Source organism: Streptomyces sp. NPDC056486 (assembly GCF_042795295.1).
Lineage (GTDB): Bacteria > Actinomycetota > Actinomycetes > Streptomycetales > Streptomycetaceae > Streptomyces.
The window spans coordinates 1-21,020 of record NZ_JBHTSF010000152.1 but is presented as its reverse complement, the minus strand read 5'-3'; the positions used below and the strand labels follow the sequence as shown (position 1 = coordinate 21,020).

Annotated in this window: 20 protein-coding genes and 1 pseudogene; 6 read left to right on the top strand and 15 right to left on the bottom strand. The window is 70.0% G+C overall.

Annotated features, from left to right (window positions below):
- Nucleotides 1–144 precede the first annotated feature (144 nt).
- A complete protein-coding gene (locus ACFQ7F_RS37275; protein ID WP_383280882.1) occupies nucleotides 145–1,014 on the top strand; it encodes an alpha/beta hydrolase in 870 nt (289 codons plus the stop codon).
- Between the two features lie 165 nt (nucleotides 1,015–1,179).
- Here the strand turns inward: ACFQ7F_RS37275 and ACFQ7F_RS37270 are convergent, their stop codons facing one another.
- The 6 genes from ACFQ7F_RS37270 to ACFQ7F_RS37245 form a co-directional block, all read right to left on the bottom strand.
- On the bottom strand, nucleotides 1,180–2,508 hold the full coding sequence (locus ACFQ7F_RS37270; protein ID WP_383280889.1) for a hypothetical protein: 1,329 nt from the start codon (nucleotides 2,506–2,508) through the stop codon (nucleotides 1,180–1,182).
- Entirely contained in the window at nucleotides 2,508–3,671 is a 1,164-nt protein-coding gene (locus tag ACFQ7F_RS37265) for a hypothetical protein (RefSeq protein WP_383280886.1), read from the bottom strand. The genes ACFQ7F_RS37270 and ACFQ7F_RS37265 overlap by 1 nt, the downstream gene beginning before the upstream one ends.
- Before the next feature lie 98 nt (nucleotides 3,672–3,769).
- Nucleotides 3,770–4,747, bottom strand: coding sequence for a hypothetical protein (locus ACFQ7F_RS37260; protein WP_383280879.1), 978 nt, complete (start codon nucleotides 4,745–4,747; stop codon nucleotides 3,770–3,772).
- Between the two features lie 126 nt (nucleotides 4,748–4,873).
- Complete coding sequence (locus ACFQ7F_RS37255; RefSeq protein ID WP_383280876.1) at nucleotides 4,874–5,605, bottom strand: LPXTG cell wall anchor domain-containing protein; 732 nt, start codon at nucleotides 5,603–5,605, stop codon at nucleotides 4,874–4,876.
- Nucleotides 5,606–5,827: 222 nt separating this feature from the next.
- A complete protein-coding gene (locus ACFQ7F_RS37250) occupies nucleotides 5,828–6,346 on the bottom strand; it encodes an ATP-binding protein (protein WP_383280873.1) in 519 nt (172 codons plus the stop codon).
- Between the two features lie 277 nt (nucleotides 6,347–6,623).
- Nucleotides 6,624–6,992 (bottom strand): STAS domain-containing protein, encoded by a 369-nt coding sequence (locus tag ACFQ7F_RS37245; protein WP_383280870.1) that lies wholly within the window; start codon nucleotides 6,990–6,992, stop codon nucleotides 6,624–6,626.
- 238 nt (nucleotides 6,993–7,230) lie between these two features.
- On the opposite strand from ACFQ7F_RS37245, the gene ACFQ7F_RS37240 reads away from it, so the two are divergent.
- Nucleotides 7,231–8,202, top strand: a complete 972-nt coding sequence (locus ACFQ7F_RS37240; protein ID WP_383280868.1) for an RNA polymerase sigma factor SigF — start codon at nucleotides 7,231–7,233, stop codon at nucleotides 8,200–8,202.
- Between the two features lie 141 nt (nucleotides 8,203–8,343).
- Here the strand turns inward: ACFQ7F_RS37240 and ACFQ7F_RS37235 are convergent, their stop codons facing one another.
- Genes ACFQ7F_RS37235 through ACFQ7F_RS37225 form a run of 3 tightly spaced genes read right to left on the bottom strand, consistent with a single transcriptional unit; the run spans nucleotide 8,344 to nucleotide 9,831 of the window.
- Nucleotides 8,344–9,033, bottom strand: coding sequence for an aspartate/glutamate racemase family protein (locus ACFQ7F_RS37235; protein ID WP_383280865.1), 690 nt, complete (start codon nucleotides 9,031–9,033; stop codon nucleotides 8,344–8,346).
- A gap of 48 nt (nucleotides 9,034–9,081) precedes the next feature.
- Entirely contained in the window at nucleotides 9,082–9,420 is a 339-nt protein-coding gene (locus tag ACFQ7F_RS37230) for a hypothetical protein (protein WP_383280862.1), read from the bottom strand.
- Nucleotides 9,421–9,831 (bottom strand): ATP-binding protein, encoded by a 411-nt coding sequence (locus ACFQ7F_RS37225; RefSeq protein ID WP_383280859.1) that lies wholly within the window; start codon nucleotides 9,829–9,831, stop codon nucleotides 9,421–9,423.
- Between the two features lie 115 nt (nucleotides 9,832–9,946).
- Between ACFQ7F_RS37225 and ACFQ7F_RS37220 the strand changes: the two genes are divergently transcribed.
- The 3 genes and pseudogenes from ACFQ7F_RS37220 to ACFQ7F_RS37210 all read left to right on the top strand — a co-directional run.
- The gene (locus tag ACFQ7F_RS37220; RefSeq protein ID WP_383280857.1) at nucleotides 9,947–10,798 is read left to right on the top strand and encodes a helix-turn-helix domain-containing protein; all 852 of its coding nucleotides are present in this window, start codon (nucleotides 9,947–9,949) and stop codon (nucleotides 10,796–10,798) included.
- Complete coding sequence (locus ACFQ7F_RS37215) at nucleotides 10,779–11,072, top strand: DUF397 domain-containing protein (RefSeq protein ID WP_383280854.1); 294 nt, start codon at nucleotides 10,779–10,781, stop codon at nucleotides 11,070–11,072. The genes ACFQ7F_RS37220 and ACFQ7F_RS37215 overlap by 20 nt, the downstream gene beginning before the upstream one ends.
- Before the next feature lie 52 nt (nucleotides 11,073–11,124).
- Nucleotides 11,125–11,280, top strand: a pseudogene (locus ACFQ7F_RS37210) (DUF397 domain-containing protein); the annotation flags it as partial.
- Here the strand turns inward: ACFQ7F_RS37210 and ACFQ7F_RS37205 are convergent.
- A complete protein-coding gene (locus tag ACFQ7F_RS37205; RefSeq protein ID WP_383280851.1) occupies nucleotides 11,281–11,952 on the bottom strand; it encodes a hypothetical protein in 672 nt (223 codons plus the stop codon).
- Nucleotides 11,953–12,132: 180 nt separating this feature from the next.
- Here ACFQ7F_RS37205 and ACFQ7F_RS37200 point away from each other — a divergent pair, with 180 nt between their 5' ends.
- Nucleotides 12,133–12,666 (top strand): GNAT family N-acetyltransferase, encoded by a 534-nt coding sequence (locus ACFQ7F_RS37200; RefSeq protein ID WP_383280848.1) that lies wholly within the window; start codon nucleotides 12,133–12,135, stop codon nucleotides 12,664–12,666.
- 45 nt (nucleotides 12,667–12,711) lie between these two features.
- Here ACFQ7F_RS37200 and ACFQ7F_RS37195 read toward each other — a convergent pair whose 3' ends face one another.
- The 5 genes from ACFQ7F_RS37195 to ACFQ7F_RS37175 all read right to left on the bottom strand — a co-directional run.
- Nucleotides 12,712–13,056 carry an STAS domain-containing protein gene (locus ACFQ7F_RS37195; protein ID WP_383280845.1) on the bottom strand — a complete coding sequence of 115 codons (345 nt, stop codon included), beginning with the start codon at nucleotides 13,054–13,056 and terminating at the stop codon, nucleotides 12,712–12,714.
- Nucleotides 13,053–17,012, bottom strand: coding sequence for a SpoIIE family protein phosphatase (locus ACFQ7F_RS37190; protein ID WP_383280842.1), 3,960 nt, complete (start codon nucleotides 17,010–17,012; stop codon nucleotides 13,053–13,055). Before ACFQ7F_RS37190 ends, ACFQ7F_RS37195 begins: the two co-directional genes overlap by 4 nt.
- 102 nt (nucleotides 17,013–17,114) lie before the next feature.
- Entirely contained in the window at nucleotides 17,115–18,302 is a 1,188-nt protein-coding gene (gene hutI / locus ACFQ7F_RS37185) for an imidazolonepropionase (protein ID WP_383280839.1), read from the bottom strand.
- Between the two features lie 181 nt (nucleotides 18,303–18,483).
- The gene (locus tag ACFQ7F_RS37180) at nucleotides 18,484–19,857 is read right to left on the bottom strand and encodes a formimidoylglutamate deiminase (protein WP_383280836.1); all 1,374 of its coding nucleotides are present in this window, start codon (nucleotides 19,855–19,857) and stop codon (nucleotides 18,484–18,486) included.
- Nucleotides 19,848–21,020, bottom strand: a 1,173-nt coding sequence (locus ACFQ7F_RS37175) for an allantoate amidohydrolase (RefSeq protein ID WP_383280833.1), incomplete at its 5' end; no start/stop codon positions are given. The genes ACFQ7F_RS37175 and ACFQ7F_RS37180, both read right to left, overlap by 10 nt.

Genomic DNA, 21,020 nt, shown 5'->3' with positions numbered 1-21,020 from the left:
CGACGGCGAGGGCCGCCGCACCTCCGGGTGCGGCGGCCCTCGCGTTCGTCCACTCGCACGAACAGAGGATCGTTCACTAACCCGTGGCGGTGAAGGAGAACGTTTCTGTGCCGGTGCCGGTCCCTGGCGGTGCAACATCTGGCCATGCGCCGTACGTTGCCGGTCCTCGCCCTCTGCCTGGCGTTGCTTTCGTCCAGTGCCGCCGCCGAGGCCGCGCCCGAACCGTCGCAGCCATCACCGCCGTCACAACCCTCACAGCCGTCGCCGGGCCGGACCTTCTCGTACGGGAAGCACGCCCGCCAGAACATCACCGTGTACGGCGCCGGGGCGGCCGGGCGCCCCGCCCTGATGATCCTGCACGGCGGCTCCTGGGCGCGGGACACCGACTGGAGCGGGTGGGCGCGGTGGTTCGCCGCACGCGGGTTCACCGTGTACGACACCGACTACCGCCTTGCCTCCGACGCCGCGTGGCCCGCGCAGCGCGACGACGTGCTCGCGGCCCTGCGGTGGGTGAAGCGGCGAGGCGGCGCTACTCCCCTGGTGCTCGGCTCGTCCGCGGGCGGGCATCTCGCCGTCAGCGCCGGGGCCTACGGTGCCGGACGCAAGCGGGTACGGGCCGTGGTGGCCCTCTCCCCCGTGGCCTCGCCCTTCCGCGCCTGGACGGACGGCGGGATGCGCGCCGCGTCCCCGGCCCAGCGCAAGTTGCGGCGGTCCGCCGAGCGGCTCGCCGGGTGCTCACCGGCTCTGGGCGGGCAGCGGTGCCTGAGGCGGTGGAAGGATCTCGCCGCCAAGTCGCACGCCTCGGGAACGAACGACCCGCCGATGCTCCTGACCCACTCGGCGGCGGACTTCGTGCCCGTCGCGCACTCCACGGAACTCGCGCACGCACAGACGGTGGCGGGCCTGCGCGACGTCACCGTCCGCATCGAGCAGGGCAGCGCGCACGGGGGCCAGCTCCTGAGGGACCCGGCTGTCGCCCAGGCGGTCCTGCGCTGGCTGCGCAAGCACGTCTGAGGGGACACCCCTTCAGGGGGCGCGGGGAACTGCGCGAGCAACCCAAAGCGACCCGCACCCGCCGGACGGACCGCCGCAGGCAGACGCGTCTGCGGGGTACGCACCATCGGCCGGTGCAGGTCGTCTCTGGTTGCTCGCGCAGTTCCCCGCGCCCCTGACGGAGCTTCAGCGGAGGCCGCTCCTTCGCCTCGGCAGGAACGTAAAGACCGCGCCGCCGAGGAGGATCACCGTGCCTGCGACGAGACCGAGGGCCCGCAGGGCACCGTTGTCGTCGGCGCCGGTCTCCGCGAGGTCGCCGCCACCCGTGGCGGAGCCGCCCGCGGAACCGGACCCGCCCGCAGAACCAGAGCCGCCGCCCGCAGAACCCGAACCGCCCGCCGCGCCACCAGGCTGCGCCGCCGTGTCGATCTCCAGGGAGACCTCGGACTTGGACGGCGTGCAGGTCGTCGTCGTACCGAGCGCCTTGACCGTGAGGACACCCGGCGAGAGCGTCGACTTGCCGTCGGCGCCCGGCTTGTACGTGCCGGTCAGGTCAGGGATGGTCATCGGGTCGCCGGACTTGATGGGCTCCTTGTTCGTGGGGCCCTCCACCGCCACCGTGCCCTTGTCCGCGCCGCCCAGCTTGACCGCCATCGACGGCTTCACGGAGTCCGCGGGGATGTCGGCCGGGCTGTCCATGACCGACTTCTTGAACTCCACCGTGAGGGCGTAGTTCCCGCCGTCCTTCTTGGCGTTGATCTGGACGGGTGATGTGGCGTCCTTGTCACCGATGGGCGTCTTGCACTTGTAGGGCGTCTGGACTTCCTTGCCGGGGAAGTCGGTCTTGCCGCCGTCGTCACCACCGGTGGAGCCACCGCCGGACGTGGAACCGCCCGACGTACTCCCACCCGACGTGCTGCCGCCCGACGTACTGCCACCGGACGCCGTGCCGCCGCCCGAACTGCCGCCGCCGTCCGTCACCTTGATGGTCGCGCCCGCCTTCACCTGCTCCTTCGGCGTGCACTTGGTGTCGGTGGACATCGGCTTGCTGACGTTGATGTTGTACGCGCCCGGCGTGAGCGTGATGTCGCCCGCCTTGGTCAGCTTCAGCTTGCCCTTCATGTCGGACAGGACCATGGGGCTGTTCTTCTTGATCGGCGGATTGACCCGCTCGCCCGCCACCGCCAGGTCACCGCTCTGGCCGCCACCCACCTTGATGGTGCCGGTCGGCTTCACCGTGTCCTTGTCCAGGTCGAGGATGTCCGGGTTCTTGGACGCGGCCTCCGTGGTCTTCCATACGACATCGACCTCGTCGCCCACCTTCGCGGTGGCCGGCGCGGTGATCTCCACCTTGGTGGTGCCCTGCACCGGTGGAAGGCCCGAGATCGCCGGCGGAATGCACTCCGTCTTGTACGCCACATCGGCCGCCTGCGCGGGTCCCGCGCCCAGCAGGATCCCCGCCCCGCCGAGCAGCAGCGAGACCGAGGCCGCGCCCGCTCTCCGTCGTGTGCTGATCACGTGTTTCCTTTCGTCGTCGGGCTGTTCTCTGACGGTGCGGAGAGCTGTCCGGCGGGATCGGTCCCGGCGCCGGGGTCTGTGTCAGGGGTGAACCACGGGAGGGTGGTCGTGTTCGTGGCTGCGTCTTCGGCGGACTTGCCGGACTCGCGGGGCGGCTTCGTACGCGTACGCGGTGTACCTGGCGTACGGGCCGCCTCGTCCGCCGCGACCGCCCCCTGGGGCAGCCGCAACTTCGGCAGTCGTTCGGTGAGTTCGGAGAGCCTGCCGGTGCGGTGGCGGCCCGCCGGGCGGCTGCGTCCGCCACGGCGACGGTTCGGGCGGAGCCTGTCCACCACCGCCATGCCGATACGGAAGACGGCGGCCGGTACGACGACACAGAGCAGGATCCAGAAGACGGTGACACCCCACGGGCGGCCGACGCCCCAGGGCTGCTCGGCGAGGACCTTGCCGCCGAACTTCAGGGAGACGAGGTAGTTGCCGTGCGCTCCGGCCGAGAGTTCGACCGGGAGCTTGATCTGGGCCTTCTTGCCCGGGGCGATGGTGCCGCGCCACTGCTGCTCCTCCCACTGCGGGGCGAACACGCCGTGGGAGGTGCCCACTTGGAAGACCGGGTTCTTGACCGGGGCAGAGCCGACGTTGCCGACGGTGAAGGTGAACTTGCGGGAGGGCGGGGCGCCGAACCAGGTCAGTACGCCGCTCGACCCTTCGAGCTGAGTGTCGGTGAGGACGGAGAGTTTCCCGCCGCCCTGCTGCTTGGGCAGGGCCTCGACCGGGTGGCCCGCGACCTTGAACGCGGCGTCCGCCTGGGCCTTCTCCCCCGTGACCGTGGCCACGTGCACCACGCAGGGGCAGGGCTTCGGGGGCTCGGCCACGGGGAGCTTCTTGCTGAAGGTGCCCTTGCCGTCCGTGGTGACGGCGCGGCCGGTGTCGTTGGCGCAGGAGTTCGTGCCGCCGGGTACGCCCCTGGCCGGGGTGGACTGGCCGCAGACGAGCATCATCAGGAGGGCGTTCGGTCGCCATCCCTCGCCCTTGACGGTGATGTCGCCGCCTTTGCCCGCCTGGGCCTGGGAGAGGGTGACCTTCGGCTTCTCCGCGGCGGTGGCATGGCCTGCCGGGATCAGCAGCACCGCGAACAGCGCCGCCAGCGCGGCGGCGGCTATGTACCTCTTGCTGTTTCGCTTTCGAGTGCCGGGCCGTGGGGGGTTGTGCCCACCCGTTCCGCCGTGCGGAACGCCTGCCCACAACAGAGTGTGGCCGTTCACAGCTGGTCGCCCCTTCCCGTGCTCGATGCCGCCAACTCGCGCTCCACGAAGCCCTGTTCAAGTTCGTCCGGCGGTGGGTCATCCGCCGCCCCCCTGCGTCTGCGCACGAACCAGACGCCCGCCGCCGCCAGGCCGAGCACCCCGGCCCCCACCCCCGCGACCGCTCCCCACGGCACGAAGCGGGCCGATGCCGTCGCCTTGCCGTGGGCTCCGCCCGATGCCGTGACCGTGAGGGTGACCTCGACGGAGTCGAGTGCGGGGGCGTCGGTCCACGGTTCCGTGAGGGTGACCCTGCGGCCGGGGATGAGCTCGACCGGAAGCGTGCGGGGCCCTCGGTCGAGCAGCGGGCCGAAGACGCCGTCCGCGTGGACCTTGAGCCTGGGGGTCAGGATCGTGTTGCCGCGATTGACGACGTCGTACGAGATGCGCCCGGCCTCGGCCTTCACGTGCTCGACCGTCAGCGCGGACAGCGTCGGGCCGCTCACCCGCAGATGCACACGCACCCCGGCGTCACGGCCGCCCTCCCGCGCGACGATCACCCCGGGGTGATCGCCCGGCACCGCCCCCTCGGGGACGCTCACGCTGAACGGCACATCGGCGCGGGTGCGCGGCGGCACCTTCACCTTGCGCTCGGCGAACGTGATCCAGGAGCCGGTGTCGGTCGGCTTGCCTCGCTCAAGGGACAACGCGCCGCCCCGCGTGTTGTCCGCGTCCGCGCCGCTCAGCCGCACCGTGCGCGGCTTCGATCCCGGATTGGTGACCGTCACCGTGTCCTGAAGGACGGATCCGGGCGTGCCCTCCACGTAGAAGTAGGGCCGTCCGTCCTTCGCGGGCCGCGTCCCCCCTCCCGCGGAGGGCGCGACGGACCAGGCTCCGGAGTCGTCGGCGTACACCGGAGCCGACTGCGCCGCGCCCGTCCCCAGTAAGACCACGGCCATGGTGAGAGCACGGGCAACGGACAGCAGCGACGGCATCGGCGGCTCCTGGATCTTCGTACGTGTCGTACGTGATGTACGAGCCGTACGTGATGTACGCGTCGTACGCGGAGGTCGGACGGGGCGTGCGCGGTCACCGCGTCCCTGCGACGCCGCGCACCGCTCCTAGCGCGACCGGGCCGCCTGGTTCCTGCGGGTCAGCCAGAGCGCGCCTGCCGCGCCCGCGAGCAGCACCGTGCCGCCGAGGGTGCCGAGCGCGATCGCGGAGTCCGCGGGTCCGGTCTGCGGGAGCTCGTCGCCGCCGGAGGGAGCACTGGCCGAGCCGCCTGAGCCGCCGTCGTCACTCGATCCGCCGGAGCCGCCGCCCGTGGTGCCCCCGCCGCCCGATCCCTTCACGTCGAGCGAGAGCGAGGCCTTGGGGCTGTTGGACGGTGTGCACGTCGTCGTCGTACCGAGCGCCTTGATGGTCAGGACACCCGCGGTGAAGGTGACCTTGCCGCTCTTCTTCGGCGTGTACGTCCCCGACAGGTCGCTGATCTTGATGGGAGTGTTGGCGGGGATCGCCTTGTCGTTGGGCGCTCCGGAGACCGGCACAGTGCCGCTCTCCGCGCCGCCCAGTTTGATGAGCGCACTCGGCTTCATCGCGCCCTTGCCAAGTTCCACGGGGCTGGAGGAGACGCCCTTCTGGAAGGACATGGTGAGCTTGTAGCCGCTGCCGCTCTTCACGCTCTTGATATCGATCGGCGATACGGCGCCCTTGTTCCCGATGGGCGTCTTGCACTGGTAGTTGACGTCCTGGACCTCGGCCTGCGCGGCGGGGGCGGCCATCAGCACCGCCGAGCCGCCGGCCAAGGCCGTGGCAAGCGCGAGCGCGGCCCTACGTTTTTGGTACGACACCTCGAGTTCCCCTCATGCCGGTCGTGGCGTGCCGCGGTGCGGATTTACTGACGGCACATCAGATTGGGCGCTCAAGGTACGCCCGGGGCCTTGTCGAGGGAAGACAAAGAACGCGCCGGATCTCAGTGATCCGGCGCGCGTACGAACCGTGGGTAACCCAAGGGGGAACTGAGCGGGCACAGCGCATGCGCTGCCCAGGTGTCCTGCGGTGCTGACCGTGCCCTACGCGGGCGCGCTCAGCTCCGCCCACACCGTCTTGCCCGTGACCCCCGGGGTGCGGACGACACCCCAGTCCAGGCAGAGCCGCTGCACGATGAACATCCCGTGCCCGCCGGGGCGACCGGCGCGGTGCGGGGTGCGGGGCGCGGGCTGACCCGCGCCGCGGTCGGACACCTCTATCCGCAGCACCTTGTTGTCGGAGGAGAGCCAGAGCTCGTCGGGACCCTCGGCGTGCAGGCACGCGTTGGTCACCAGCTCGGACACGACGAGGAGGACATCCTCGGCTGCCGCACGCTGGTCGGCGCCCGCCGCGGGCAGCCAGCCCCACGCCTGGAGCGCCTGGCGTGCGAAATCCCGGGCGAGCGGCACTATGCCACTGGCGCCGTTCAGGCTCAGCCTGCGGACCTGGCGCCCCTGACGAACCGTGGCCGCGGCTGCGACCTGGTCCGCGGGAGCGTCCGCGACGACGGTCTCGGACTCCGGACCGCGGTCGCCCGGCGAGCAAGGCCGGGTGGTGCTCATCAGCGCTTCACCTCACCGACAAGAGGACTCTGGACAAGGACCGGGACGAGGAGCGGCAATCCAAGAGAGATCATCGACTGCTCGACCGTTCCTGCTGTTGATTTGGCAACGATTTACTTCCGGTCCGCTGTAGACGGATCCAAGGTCTCTCCTGCCCGGCCGAACCGTGAGAACACCCACTTATTCGACGCGACCTGTGTGACACTGGTAACGCAATGATCACATAGAGACAACTGGCGCGTAACTCTTGCGCACACTCCGTCAACAGGCCGCCCGGTCAGCTGGTCAACGCCGCTTCGAGCGTCTCGTGGACAGTGAAGACCGCGTCGGCTCCGGTGATCTCGAAGACTCGGGCCACCACCGGCTGCATCGCGACCAGATGGACTCCGCCCCCCGCGGCCTCGGCCTTGAGCCGGGCCCCCAGGAGGACGTTGAGTCCGGTGGAGTCCATGAATTCCAGGCGCGAACAGTCGACGACAAGTCGCGAGAACCCGTCATTGAGGCAGGTCTCGAGTGGTTCACGCAACAAATCGGCGGTGTGGTGATCCAACTCACCTGCCGGAGTCACGACGACGCTCGGGCTCTCGGCCCGGACTTCGACCAGAAGCCGGCCACCCTGCGCGCTACCGACTGTCCCGCGGTCCATTCCGTCACTCACTTCCGACCGTCGTGGCTGTTGATGACGCCCCTGAACATTACGCCTTCCGTACGGTCCCGGGTACCCGAACAAGCGCCTGAATTCGGACATTTCGTCGCACAACGCACTTGCAACTGAGTTGTGGAACCGGGTAGGGGTAGAAGAGACAGTAATCAACACGGACGGCTTTGGAGGCGCCGCACACCGCAGTGCACGTATTGGCATCGGCAGCCATATGCCGAGAACGATGGAGGACACCATGTCACCCCGGCTCGACGAATCGCGCACTGACCGAGCGACGTCGACACTCTCACCGAACCGTATAGAGACCGAGATCCCAGGTCCCCGCACGGAAGCCACGCCGGACGAATCGGCCCTGACGACCGCAGCGGAGACGGCAGCCCTTCCCGAGGGGCTCGCCGACCTGCCCGAGATCCCGCCGTACGCAGAGGTGGGGCCGCTGGATGCTAGGGCCCTGTCCAAGACCCTCTTCGAGCGCCTCGAAACGCTCGAGGAAGGCACGCACGAGTACGCGTACGTGCGCAACACTCTCGTCGAACTCAATCTTGCCCTGGTCAAGTTCGCCGCCTCCCGGTTCCGCTCCCGCAGCGAGCCCATGGAGGACATCATCCAGGTCGGCACCATCGGCCTGATCAAGGCGATCGACCGCTTCGAGCTCAGCCGGGGCGTCGAGTTCCCCACCTTCGCGATGCCGACCATCGTGGGTGAGATCAAGCGCTTCTTCCGTGACACGAGTTGGTCGGTGCGCGTCCCGCGCCGCCTTCAGGAACTCCGTCTGGACCTCGCCAAGGCGGGCGACGAACTCGCCCAGCAGTTCGATCGCGCCCCCACGGTGGGCGAGCTCGCCGAGCGCCTGGGCATCTCCAACGACGAAGTCGTCGAAGGCATGGCGGCGTCCAACGCCTACACGGCGAGCTCCCTGGACGCCCAGCCCGAGGAGGACGACTCCGAAGGCGCGCTCGCGGACCGGATCGGCTACGAGGACCACGGGCTCGAAGGCATCGAGTACGTCGAGTCGTTGAAGCCGCTGATCGCCGAACTTCCTTCGCGTGACCGGAAGATCCTGTCGCTGCGCTTCGTCGCCAACATGACGCAGTCGGAGATAGGCGATGAGCTCGGCATCTCGCAGATGCATGTCTCGCGGCTGCTCTCGCGCACACTCGTCAAGCTCCGCAAGGGACTGACCGTCGACGAGTGAGGGGTCTCGCCGCTCGGCGTTTTTGCGGGCCACTGAGTCGCCGCTTCGCGGCGGATTGCTTCCCCACCCACCCACCCGTTTGCCCCGCATCTATTGTGCGCAGGGGCGGCGGGTGGGTTGTTTTCTGCACCCTCGGCTCGGCTACAGGGTCGCCGCCGCCACGGCTGCCTCCGCGTGCAGCCTCGTCGTCGGGAAGACCGGTACCGGGCTGTGCTCCTGCCCGATGAGCAACTCGATCTCGGTGCACCCCAGAATGACCCCCTCCGCTCCGTTCCGTACGAGATCGCCGATGACCTTCTGGTACCCCACTCGAGACTCCTCACGCACCACTCCGAGGCACAATTCCTCGTAGATCACCCGGTGCACGAGCGCGCGCCCCTCCGCATCGGGAATCAGCACGTCGAGCCCGCGCGCGGCAAGGCGCTCCCGGTAGAAGTCCTGCTCCATGGTGAACGCGGTGCCGAGCAGCCCTACGCGCCGCAGACCGCCTCGCAGCACCGCGTCGGCGGTTGTGTCCGCGAGGTGCAGGAACGGCACGGAGAGGGCCTCCTGGACCTGTTCAGCGACCTTGTGCATGGTGTTGGTGCACAGCATCACGAGCTCGGCGCCGGCCGCCTCCACCCCTTTGGCCGCCCGCGCGAGCACCTCACCCGCCTGCGCCCACTCCCCCGCGACCTGAAGCTGCTCGATCTCGGCGAAGTCGACGGAGTACAGCACGCAGCGCGCCGAATGAAGGCCGCCGAGGCGCTCTCGTACGAGTTCATTGAGCAGTCGGTAGTACTCGGCGCTGGACTCCCAGCTCATGCCGCCGATGAGGCCGATGGTCTTCATGGGGTCAGGGTCTCAGGGTGTCAGGGTCGCGCTCGTGGCACAGGCCCTTCAGGCGGGCAGCGCCACGCCGTGGATGACCGCCGGGCCGTAGTCCACGCCCTCCAGCGCGAGGGCCAGGGCCAGCCGCCGTTCCGTCTGAAGCAGGCAGCGTTCGGCGGCGCGGTAGTAGGGCCGCGCGAGGGGGATGCCGCTGACGTCGATGGGGCGGTCCTCGGCGACCTCACGTGCGTATGGGCTGCGGGGGCGGAGGCGGGGGCGAGGTTGGGGTTGGGGTTGGACGCGGGGCTCGGGGTTCGGCGGCCTCGGCGTCGGCGGCTTTTCCGTGGCGGCGTAGGCCCGGCGCGTACCCGTGCCGGGCAGGAGCCGGGCGAGGAGACGTCGCAGCACCTATCCCTCCCCCAGCTCGCACCAGACGGTCTTGCTGTCCGGCCCCTGCTCCACGCCCCAGCGCAGCGAGACCGCGTCCAGCAGGGCCAGGCCACGGCCCGTCTCGTCGTCGCTGCCCGCCCTTCGGAGCAGGGGCCAGGCACGGGGGTCGGGATCGGTGACCGCCACGCGGATCCGGCCCTGCGCGCCGCTGAGGCGGACGGTCACGGGCGTTCCCTCGCCGAGGTGCCGGATCACGTTGCTGAGCAGTTCGCTGACGCAGAGTTGTACGTCGGGGTGTGGGCTGCCGTGCGGATGCTCGCTCAGGGTGCGGCGGAGTTCGGGGACCGCCTTGGGCACTGCGAGCAGGGAGAGTTCGAAGTCGGGGGTGGGGGCAGGGGTTGAGGTGGAGGTGGGGGCGGGGTCTGGCATGGAGGTACGCCTTCCGTGCGCTCTGTGATGTTTCGGTCACACAGTGCTGTGGCTCGGCGTAACGTGACAGGGGTTTGGGTTGCGCACGGTAACTGGCAAATGGCGGTGGTGGGTTGTGCCTTCTCGTAAGGATCCCGACGCGTCGGCGAGCGTTCCGGCCTTCTACGGCGCGGAGTTGCGATTCAAGAGGGAGGCAGCGGGCCTCACCCTCGAACGGCTGGCCGAGGGCAGCTACCGGGGCGTGCCCTTCCTCAGCCAGATCGAGCGCGGCGAGCGCCGCATGCCGCTCGACCTGGCCCATCACGTCGACGAGAAGCTTGAGACGGACGGCTTTTTCCAACGCCGTTGTGAAGATGCGCGCAGGGCCCGCCAGGGCGGTCACGCCGAGTACTTCGCGGATGTCGCGGAGATGGAGCGGTACGCGGAGAGCATCGAGGAGTGGGCACCGATGCTCGTCCCCGGCTTGTTGCAGACACAGGCGTACGCGGAGAACGTCGTACGGACCTCATTGCCCTGGCTGCGGCAGTACACCGTGGAGAAGCAGGTCACCGCGCGCATGGAGCGGGCGGAGCTGTGGGAGCAGGAGGTGCCCCCGGCTTTCTGGGCGATCCTGCACGAGTCGATGGTCCGCAGGCCGCTTCTGCCACCAGGGCAGATGGCGGGCCAACTGGACCGCATCCTGACAGTGGTCCGGTCCGTGCAGGGCGTTTTGCAGATCCTTCCGGAAACGGCAGCAGCCCACCCCTTCATGATGGGCATGACCAAGGTCATGACCTTCCCTGACGCCCCTCCCGTCGTGTACACGGAGGGCCTCCACAGCGGCCAACTCATCGACTATCCGCCGCTCGTGAAGGACTACCGTAGGTCGTACGATCTGCTCAGGGCCGCCGCGCTACCACCTGAGGCGTCCCTCGCCATGATCGAGGCAGCGGCAGAGGATTATCGAAATGGCAAGCATCCAGATTGACTTGAGCTCGGCGCTCTGGCGCAAGAGCAGCTACAGCAACGGCTCCGGCGGCGACTGCATCGAGGTAGCCGAACACTTCCCCGGCGCCGCCCACTGGCGCAAGAGCAGCCACAGCAACGGCGACGGCGGCGACTGCGTCGAGGTAGCCGACGGCCTCCCCGGTGTCGTCCCCGTCCGGGACTCCAAGGCGCCGCACGGGCCCGCCCTCGTGATCCCAGCGTCCGCGTGGGCCCCCTTCATCAGCGCCGTCATGAAAGGCGAACTGGCCGCCTGAGTAGCCGAACACTCCCCAGCCACCGCCCACCGCCAACCGGCGAAAGAGCAGCAACGGCGACGGCGGCGAGTGCGTAGAGGTAGCCCGTGACCTCACCCGGCCTCATCCTCATCCGCGACTCCAAGACGCGCCGCACGGGCCCGCTCTCGTGATCCCCGCGTCCGCGTGGGCCCCCTTCGTCACCGCCGTCACGCAGGGCGAGCTCTGATCAGCTCCGCCGGCTGGGCACGAGGTCAGGCGGAGTCAGTTGCCGGTCCGGCTCCTCGTACTGGTCGACGGAGCGATAAGCACGCTCCTGCGATGGGTCGGGGAAGCGGGCGCAGGGGCTGCGGCCGAGGCCGGTGACCTCCTTGAAGTCTGAGTCCCAGTGGATCGTCAGGTGGTAGCCGTCCTTGTCGGCGATCACGCTGAAGTTCTGCTTGTTGATGGATTCGCTCCAGTCGACTTCCCAGCCGTTTGCCGCGAGGTGGTCCTCCAGGCGGCGGAAGGCGGGCCGCACCCCGGAGTCGTTCTTCCTGACGGCGGTCCAGGTGTGATGGATGTTGTAGACACCGTCAAGAGGCTCGTCCTCCATGGCCTCCAGGCCGTCGGGGTAACACTCGCCCGTCGAGGCGGAGTTGTGGGAGTGGTGTTCAGCGGGGTCCTCCGGGCCGGACCGCGGCTTCAGCACGGGCCCGAGATCCAGTACGCGGTAGGCGTCCTGGTTGTCGGCCGCGATACGCCGCAACATTTCCGGCGGCGGCTCGCTGTCGTACTGCTCCGGCCAGCCGTACATCAGGAAGCAGGCGCCGCCGAACAGCGCCGCCACTGGTGTGACCAAGAGGGCGATGATCCAGCGCCGTCTGCGGTTGGGCGCGGAGGCGGGCTCGGGTGCAGTCATGGACGTCACCGTAGGCAGTCCTTCGCCGATGCAGATCCGTACGGATACTCACATCGGCCCTGCGTATCCGGGTACCGGCTCAGGCAAGCAGCGCCCGCCCTGCTGCCATGAGCCGTGCTGCCCTTGATCGATAGGCTTGCTTCGCGCACGTGTTACGTCCGGTGATCCTGGAGGTGCCTCATGGCCGTCGAATGGGTTCGGCTCAAGCTTGATCTGGATGCGTTCGACGATGCCCGGTTCGAGCCCTACCTCCGGAGCTGTCGGCAGACCGGTGTCGAGTTCACGACCATGGCAGCTGTCGGCGACACCGCTGAACATCGGCGTGCGCTCTACGACTTGAACAAGACGTGTGCCGCCGACATCCCGGAGCGCGGGGAGTTCTACACGTACGACGAGTACGTGGCCCAACGCGTCGAGACCCCCACCTTCGATCCCCGAGGCGTCGTTCTCGCTCTGGACGGCGAGTCATGGATCGGCATGGCGACTACGTCCATTCAGCCCGAAGGGCACGCCTTCAGCGAGATGACCGGGCTGCTGGCAAGCCACCGCGGAAAGGGAATCTCGCTGGCCATGAAGCTTCTGGCCATCCGCTTCGCGCGCTCTCAAGACGCGCGCCTGCTGCGGACAATCCATCACCCTGCCAACACGGCGGCCATCGGCATGAACCGGCGGCTCGGCTTCGTCGATGACGGACCACACGTCTCGACCGTGTGACGGGTTCGCGGAGACGGGCTGAGCCTCTCGGCCTATCGATGCCGGTCAGGGCCGGTTCTCGGCGGCCGCCATGGCCGCGTCGACGCAGGCGTGGTGGGGCATGCCCAGGAGTATGGCCGCTGTGTGGGTGCGGCTTCCGGGGGCGATGACGAGGCAGGCCGTCTGCTCCGAGATGAGGCGGTCGATGACGGCGAAGCCCGCGCTGTCGAGATAGAGCACGTTGCTCAAGTCGAGTACGAGAGGGCGCGGGCCGGGCAGCGCGCCGACCTCCGTACCGAAGTCGGCCGCATTGGTGATGTCGATCTCGCCGGTGACCTTGATGACGGGCATGCTTTCGCCGCCTTCTTGCCCTGCGCGGGCGGTGCGCAAGGCGTACGTGGACGCGGTCATGGGGTTGCTCCCCTGGATGTGGAATGCGCCCCCGGAACGGGACTTCGCCGGTGGTGCATGGTGACGCGTGTTCCTCTGCTCGAGCGGACGGTCTGGACATGTTCACTGAGGCCGTTGATCAACGTCAGACCGCGTCCGCGCGTCGCCTCTCGGCGGCTCGCCGATGAGTCGCCGCTCCAGCGGCCGGGGTCCGAGACGGTCGTCGAGACCATCTCCTCGTCGGCGAAGGCCTCGACGGAGATGATGTTCGCCGGGTTCGCATCGCTGCCGTGCTCGATGGCGTTGCCCACCGCCTCGCCGACCGCGAGCAGCACATCGTGCTGGAGCGTCTCGGACAGGCCCAGGGCGGCGAGCCACGCGCGCAGGCGATGGCGCAGATCCGGCACGTGTGTGGTGGCCGCGGGGATCGCGGTCACGAAGCTGCTCGGGGTGATTCCCGACGGCCGCAGTGCGAGCACGGCGACATCATCGGTGTAACCGCCCTGCGGCGTAAGGGAGCTGAGCAGTTCGGCGCAGATCGACCCGACCGGCAGGTCGCGGTACAGACCGGCCGCGGCGGCGAGCCGGGCGAACCCGTCGTCCAGCGACTCTTCCCGGCGTTCGATGAGACCGTCGGTGTACATGATGAGCAGGGAGCCCGGTGGGAACTCGGCGAGGTCCGCGGGGCCGAGTTCATGGGATGTGGAGGTGGCCAAGGGCGGGCATCGGCCCTGATCGAGGTAGCGGGGGGCGCCGGTGGGCGGGATCAGCAGGGGGTAGGGGTGACCGGCGCAGGCGTAGTTGATCGTGTGGGCCCGGGAGTCGACCACGGCGTAGCCGACGGTGGAGCAGGCCGCGCCCGGCACGGCGGACGCGTACTTCTGCAGGAGTCCGAGCACGGAGTGGGGGTCCGCAGCCGACAGGGCCGAGACGGTGGTCGCGCTGCGCAGCTTGCTCATCACCGTGGCGGCGGAGAGGCCGTGGCCGACGACGTCCCCGACGGACACCGCGACGCGCGCCGGGTCGTCGAGGGGCGTGACGAGGTACCAGTCCCCGCCCACCCGCATGGCTTCGGCCGCGGGCTCGTACAGCGCCGACACCACGGCGGCGGGAGACCGCCGGTCCAGGTCGAGGAGCTGGTCCTGGAAGTCGGTGGCGATGCGACGCTCGCGCTCCGCGCTGCGCACGCGGTCGACGGCCGTCCAGGCCGTCGCGGCGAGCCCGGTGAACGTCTCCACATCGGCGGAGTCGAAGGGGCACGGTTCGGGCCAGAGAAACGCCACCGCCCCCTGGACGGATCCGGCCGCGTCCTTCAACGGGTGGACGAGTGCGGCGCGGACACTGCCTTCCGCGTCGCGGGCAAGGACCTGGTAGCGCGCGTCGGCCGCCGCGGTGTCGGGGATGATCATCGGCTCGCCCGAGCGGATCACGTCGGTGAGAGGGATCGGCGCGTCGAGGGCGACCGTGTGGTAGCGATCGCGCAGCTCGGCCGGGACCGCTCCGGCGTAGTGGATGCGGATCTGGCCGAGCTCGTGGTCCGGCAGGGCGAGGGCGGCGGCGCCGGCCTTCAGCGAGCTGCCCGGGGCGGCGAGGAGGGCGTGGAGGATGTCCTCGATCGAAGTGGCCGCGCTCAGCCGCCCGGAGGTCTCGGCCCGCGCCGTGGCCTGGCGCGTCCGGTCCTCGCTCCGCTCCCGCTCGACGCGCTCGCGCTCGGCGGCGGTGACGCGCGCGGCGACCCGGTCGAGCAGGTCGGCTGAGCGGAACGGCTTGGGGAGGTAGTCGTCGGCGCCGCTGGCGAAGCCCTCGCCCGCCGCCTCCTCGCCCGCACGGGCGGAGAGCATCAGGACGGGAATCGACGCCAGTTGGGGGTCGGCACGGACGGCGGTGACGAACTCGAACCCGTCAAGGGCGGGCATCATCACGTCGGTCACGATGACGTCGGGACGGTGCTGTCGGACACCGCGAAGTGCGGCTGCCCCGTCACCGAAGGCGACGGTGTCCCACCGGGCCGAAAGGACGCGCTTCAGGTGTGCGCGCATGTCGGCGTTGTCGTCGGCGATGAGGACCAGGCCGCGCGGCGGCACGTCCATGCTGGAGGCGGTGGGGTCGTCGAACCTGTCCGGGGTTTCCTCGTCGTGGCCGAGCCACTGCAACGCCTCCGCGACGAAGGGGTTGTCGCTGTCGGATCGTGGTGCGGGCAGTGCGGTGACGCCGCGGACCGTGCGCTCGTCCTCCGTGACCGGCGGGAGCTGGACGGTCACGGTGGTGCCGACGTCGAGTTCACTGGTGAGCTCCACCGTCCCCTCGTGCAGCTCCACAAGGCCGCGTACGAGGGAAAGGCCGATCCCGCTGCCTTCGACGCTGCGGCCGCGGGTGTTGCCCGCGCGGTAGAACCTGTCGAACAGTTTGCCGATGTCTTCCCCGGCGATTCCCGTGCCGGTGTCACTGACCCGGAGGCCGACGGCCTTGTCCTCGATCTCGGCGACCCGCACCGTGATGGTGCCCGCGAAGGTGAACTTGACCGCGTTGGACAGCAGGTTGAGCACCACCGTCTCCCACATGCCGACATCGACGTCCGCGATCACGTGGTCGCACCTGATGACCAGTTCGACCCCGGCCTGATCGCACAACTCCGTGAAGGAGGAGGCGATCTGCGCGGTCAGCGCGCCGAGGTCGACCAGGGTGCGCACCGGGGCGGACCGCCCGGCCTCGGCGCGCGAGAAGTCAAGGAGGGAGTTGACGAGGCGTAGCAGCCGTTGTGCGTTCCGGCGAGCGGTGCGCAGCCGGTCCGCCTGTGCCGACTCACCGGGAATCTGTTCCAGGGCGTCATCGAGCGGTCCGAGCAGCAGCGTCAAGGGTGTGCGGAACTCGTGGCTGACGTTGGTCAGGAACACCGTCTTCGACCGGTCGAGCTCGGCGAGGAGGTCGGCGCGTTCCCGCTCGCGCTGGTACGAGGTCGCCGTGGCGAACGCCGCCGACAACTGGTCCGCGAGCAACCGGCAGAACCCCCGGTACTGGTCGTCGAGCGGCTGGCGCGGATTGAGGCCGATCACCACGGCCCCCATCGGCACGCCCTCGTCCTGCGCCGAATCGGAGACGGGGAGCACCAGGGCCTGCTCCGGGCACGACCCGGCTTCGAAAACCGACGCGAGCGAGGGCAGCGACGCGCCCAGGCCCGTCACCAGCGGCATTCCCGGACTGGACGCCACAGCCCCGGGCGCCTCTGCCGGTGCGGGAGGCAGCAGAGCTTGCAGGGAGCGTGGCAGCAGTCCGTCCACCCGCGGCGTGCACTGGCTGAGGCGGCTGACGCGCGCGTCGGGATCCTCCACGTACACGGCGAGGAACGGCAGGTCCCTGTCGTGCTCCGCGCAGGCCTCCACCGCGGCGAGGGCGGCGTCCTCCACCGTGCGGGCCTCCATCAGCGCCGCACCCACGGTGTTCAGGATGCTCAGCCGCCGCTGCCCGAGCACGCGCTCCGTGGTCTCGGTGACCGCGCAGAACACGCCGTCCACATCGCCGGCTGCGGTGATGATCGGGCCGTAGCTGAACGTGAAGTACCGCTCCTGCGGCTGCCCCGCGGTGACGATCGGCAGCATCAGGTCGCTCGACCAGGTCGCCTCGCCCGTCTCGATGACCCCGGCGAGCATGGGTTCGATGGGCTCCCAGATGTCCCACCACACGTCACGGCCCCGCTCGGCGAACGCCGCAGGGTGCTTCTCGCCCAAGGGGGCGATCATGTAGGCGTCGTTGTAGACGAGGAACAGATCCTCGGCCCCCAGCCACAGCACGATCGGGAACCGTGACGTCAGCCCCACCGCGACCACGGCGCGCAGTTCCTCGGACCACGTGGACGGCGGCCCGAGTGGATGGGAGCTCCAGTCGTAGGCGGCGAACAGCCGCCCCATCTCACCGCCGAGCCGGGCGGCCGTGGCCAGATCAGGTGGAATCTCAGGGAACTCCGGAAGCTCATGGTCCATCACGCAGCACCTTCGAGCGAGCACCTGCAGGCGAGCGCCTGCAGGTCGAGCACCTTCAACTCACTCGATTCTGCCCGGGCATCGGCCCCTCAGACAGGGGCGTCAGCGCACACGTTTCGGTGAAACGCGCGCCCCCCGCTGCCAGACCTCGGTGACCAGAGGGACGCCGGGACGGTAGGCGAGATGGACGTGGCTCGGGGCGTCCAGGAGCGCGAGGTCGGCGCGGGCGCCTTCGCGTACGACGCCGATGTCCGTGCGGCGCAGGGCCGCGGCGCCGCCCGCCGTGGCCGACCAGATCGCCTCGTCCGGGGTCATGCCCATGTCCCGTACGGCCAGGGCGATGCAGAAGGGTACGGAGGACGTGAAGGACGACCCCGGGTTGCAGTCCGTGGAGAGGGCCACCGTCGCGCCCGCGTCCAGGATGCGGCGGGCGTCGGGCCACTCGGCGCGGGTGGAGAACTCGGCGCCGGGGAGGAGGGTCGCCACCGTGTTGCTGTTCGCGAGGGCGTCGACGTCCGCGTCCGTGAGGTGGGTGCAGTGGTCCGCCGACGCCGCGTCCAGCTCCACGGCGAGCTGTACGCCGGGGCCGTAGGAGAGCTGGTTGGCGTGGATGCGGGGGTGCAGGCCCTTCGCCTTGCCCGCCGTCAGGATCGCGCGGGCCTGGTCGCCGTCGAACGCGCCCTTCTCACAGAAGACGTCGATCCAGCGGGCGTGGGGTGCGCAGGCCGCCAGCATGTCGCCCGTGACCAGTTCCACGTACGCCGCCGGGTCCTCCGCGTAGTCCGGGGAGACGATGTGCGCGCCCAGGAACGTGACTTCGTCCGTGTGGCGGGCCGCGATGCGCAGGGCCCGGGCCTCGTCCTCGGTGTTGAGGCCGTAGCCCGACTTCGTCTCGAAGGTGGTCGTGCCCTGGTGGAGGGCCTCGCGGAGGTACTGGGTGAGGTTCGCCTCCAGCTCGGCGTCCGTAGCGGCTCGGGTCGCTGCGACTGTGGTGCGGATGCCTCCGGCGGAGTAGGCGCGGCCCGACATGCGGGCGTTGAACTCCTGGGTGCGGTCGCCCGCGAAGACGAGGTGGGAGTGGGAGTCGACGAAGCCGGGGATGGCCGCGTGGCCCTGGGCGTCGTGGGTCGCGTCCGCTGCGGGCGCCTTTGCGGCGGGGCCTACCCAGGCGATGGTTTCGCCGTCCAGGACGACGGCGGCGTCCGTGAGGAGACCCAGGGGGGTTCCGTCGCCCTGGGCGGGGTCGTTCGTTACGAGGCTGGCGATGTTGGTGATGAGGGTGGTGGGCATGCGTCATCTCCGTGGGGGCTGGGGGGTTGGACGGGTTTCTTTCCCCAACCCCGCCCCTTCCCAAAAACCCGCTCGGCGCGGGGGCCCTGTGCCTTGTGCGTGCCGTCATCACCGGCTCCGCCGAGTTCGTCCTCAAACGCCGGACGGGCTAAATCTTCTGGGGGCGGGGTTGGGGAAAGGTTCAATCTCGCAGCGCCGCCACCGCCTCCGCCAATGCCCCCGCCACATCGGGGATCAGCGCGTGCTCCCCGTCCCGTACGACATGGCGGCCCCCGACCACCGTGTGGCGGACATCCGCCGCCGTCGCCGCGAACACCGCCGCCTCGGCGGCAAGCCGCGGCACGGGGCCCGCCGTGCGGACGGAGTCCAGCGCGACCGTCGCGAAGTCGGCGAGGGCGCCCGCCTCGATCACGCCCGCATCCGCCCAGCCGAGCGCCGCATGCCCATCGGCGGTAGCCGCCCGCAGCAGCGCCGCCGCCGTCCAGTGGCCCCGCGTGTGCGAGCGCAGGCGCTCGTTCAGTTCCATCGCGCGGGCCTCTTCGAGGATGTCGATGACCGCGTGGCTGTCGCTGCCCAGGGAGAGGGGGCTGCCCGCTCGTTGCAGGCGGACCGCGGGGCCGATGCCGTCCGCCAGGTCCCGCTCCGTCGTCGGGCACATGCACGTGCCCGTCGTCGTACGGCCGAGGAGCGCGATGTCCTCGTCCGTGAGGTGCGTGTTGTGGACCCCGGTGGTGCGGGGGCCGAGGACCCCGTGGTCCGCAAGCAACCGCGTAGGCGTGCGGCCGTGCACCGCCAGGCACGCCTCGTTCTCCGCCTTCTGCTCGGAGAGGTGCACGTGGAGGGGGGCATGGCGGGCTGAAGCCCACTCCGCCACCGCGCCCAACTGCCGTGCCGGGACCGCCCGTACGGAGTGGATAGCCGCGCCGATCCGGGCGTGGTCGCGGTCCTTCAGGGCCGATGCCCGTTCCGCCCACGCCTCCGTCGTACCGTCGGAGAAGCGCAGCTGGTGGCGGTTCGGGGGCTCGCCCCGGGTCTCCGTCAGGAGACCGGATGCCACGTACGCCGTGTCCAGGAGCGTGATGCGGATGCCCGCGTCCGCTGCCGCCTCGATCAGCGCCTCGCCCATCGCGTTGGGGTCCGCGTAAGCCGTGCCGCCCGGCGCGTGGTGCAAATAGTGGAACTCGCCCACCGTCGTGATGCCCGCCAGAGCCATTTCCGCGTACACCGCGCGTGCGAGCGCGTGGTACGTCTCCGGCGTCAGGCGGTCCGCCACCGAGTACATGACCTCGCGCCACGTCCAGAACGTGCCCGAGCCCACCTGGACCGTGCCGCGCAGGGCCCGGTGGAAGGCGTGCGAGTGGGCGTTGGCGAGGCCGGGGAGCGTCAGGCCGCGCAGCACCGTCGCGCCCGGCGGTGGCGTCTCCACGTCCTTGCGGACGGCCGTGATGCGGTCGCCCGTCACCTCCACCGCCACGCCCGGCTCGACGTTCGTGTCGAGCGAGGCGTGCTCCAGCCAGTAGGTGGCCGCCTTTTCCGAATCCGTCTTCAGCTGCACGCAAGACCTTCCAGTACGTCGGCCAGTGCGGTCACCCCTGCGACGCAGTCGTCCTCGGCGGCGAACTCGGCCGGGGAGTGCGAGATGCCCGTGGGGTTCCGTACGAACAGCATGGCGGTGGGGATCGATCCGGACAAAATACCTGCGTCGTGTCCGGCGCCCGTACCGAGGACGGGCAGGCTCTTTTCCTTGCCGGAGCCGAGGATCGTGCCCAGCTCGTCCCGCAGCGCGTGCTCGAACTCGACCACCGGCGTGAACGACTCGCGTACGACATCCAGGTCGATGCCGTGCCGGTCCGCGTACTCGCGGGCCGCCTTCTCGATGCCCGTCACGACCGTGTCGAGGGTGGATTGGTCGGCCGCCCTGGAGTCCAGCCAGCCCCTGACCAGGGACGGGATCGCGTTGACGCCGTTCGGTTCGACCGCGATCTTGCCGAAGGTCGCCACCGCGCCCGCGAGTTCCGCCTCCCTGCGGGCCGCGAGGACCGTCTCCGCGTACGACAGCATCGGGTCGCGGCGGTCCACCAGGCGGGTGGTGCCCGCGTGGTTGGCCTCGCCCTTGAAGTCGAAGCGCCAGCGGCCGTGCGGCCAGATGGCGGAGGCGATCCCGATCGGGTCGCCGGACAGGTCGAGCGCGCGGCCCTGTTCCACGTGCAGTTCCACGAACGCGCCGATACGGGCGAGGCGTTCGGGGTCGGGGCCGATCGCCGACGGGTCGTAGCCCGCCGCTTCCATCGCCTGCGGGAGCGTGACCCCGGACGCGTCCGTCAGCTCGTACGCCTTCTCGCGCGTGAGCTGTCCCGCCGTCAGGCGCGAGCCCACGCAGGCGAGGCCGAAGCGGGCGCCCTCCTCGTCGCCGAAGTTGGTGATGGCGAGGGGGCGGCGGAACGACACCTTCCGTGCGCGGAGTTCGTCGAGCGCCGCGAAGGACGTGACGACCCCGAGCGGGCCGTCGAAGGCGCCGCCGTCCGGGACGGAGTCCAGGTGGGAGCCGGTGACGACCGCGTCGCCCCGGGTCGGGTCGCCGAGCCAGGCCCACTGGTTGCCGTTGCGGTCGACCTCGTAGTCGAGGCGGCGCGCCTCGGCCTGCGCCTGGAACCAGAGGCGGCACTCGGCGTCGGCGCCGGTCCAGGCGTAACGGCGGTAGCCGCCCGAGGCGTCGCG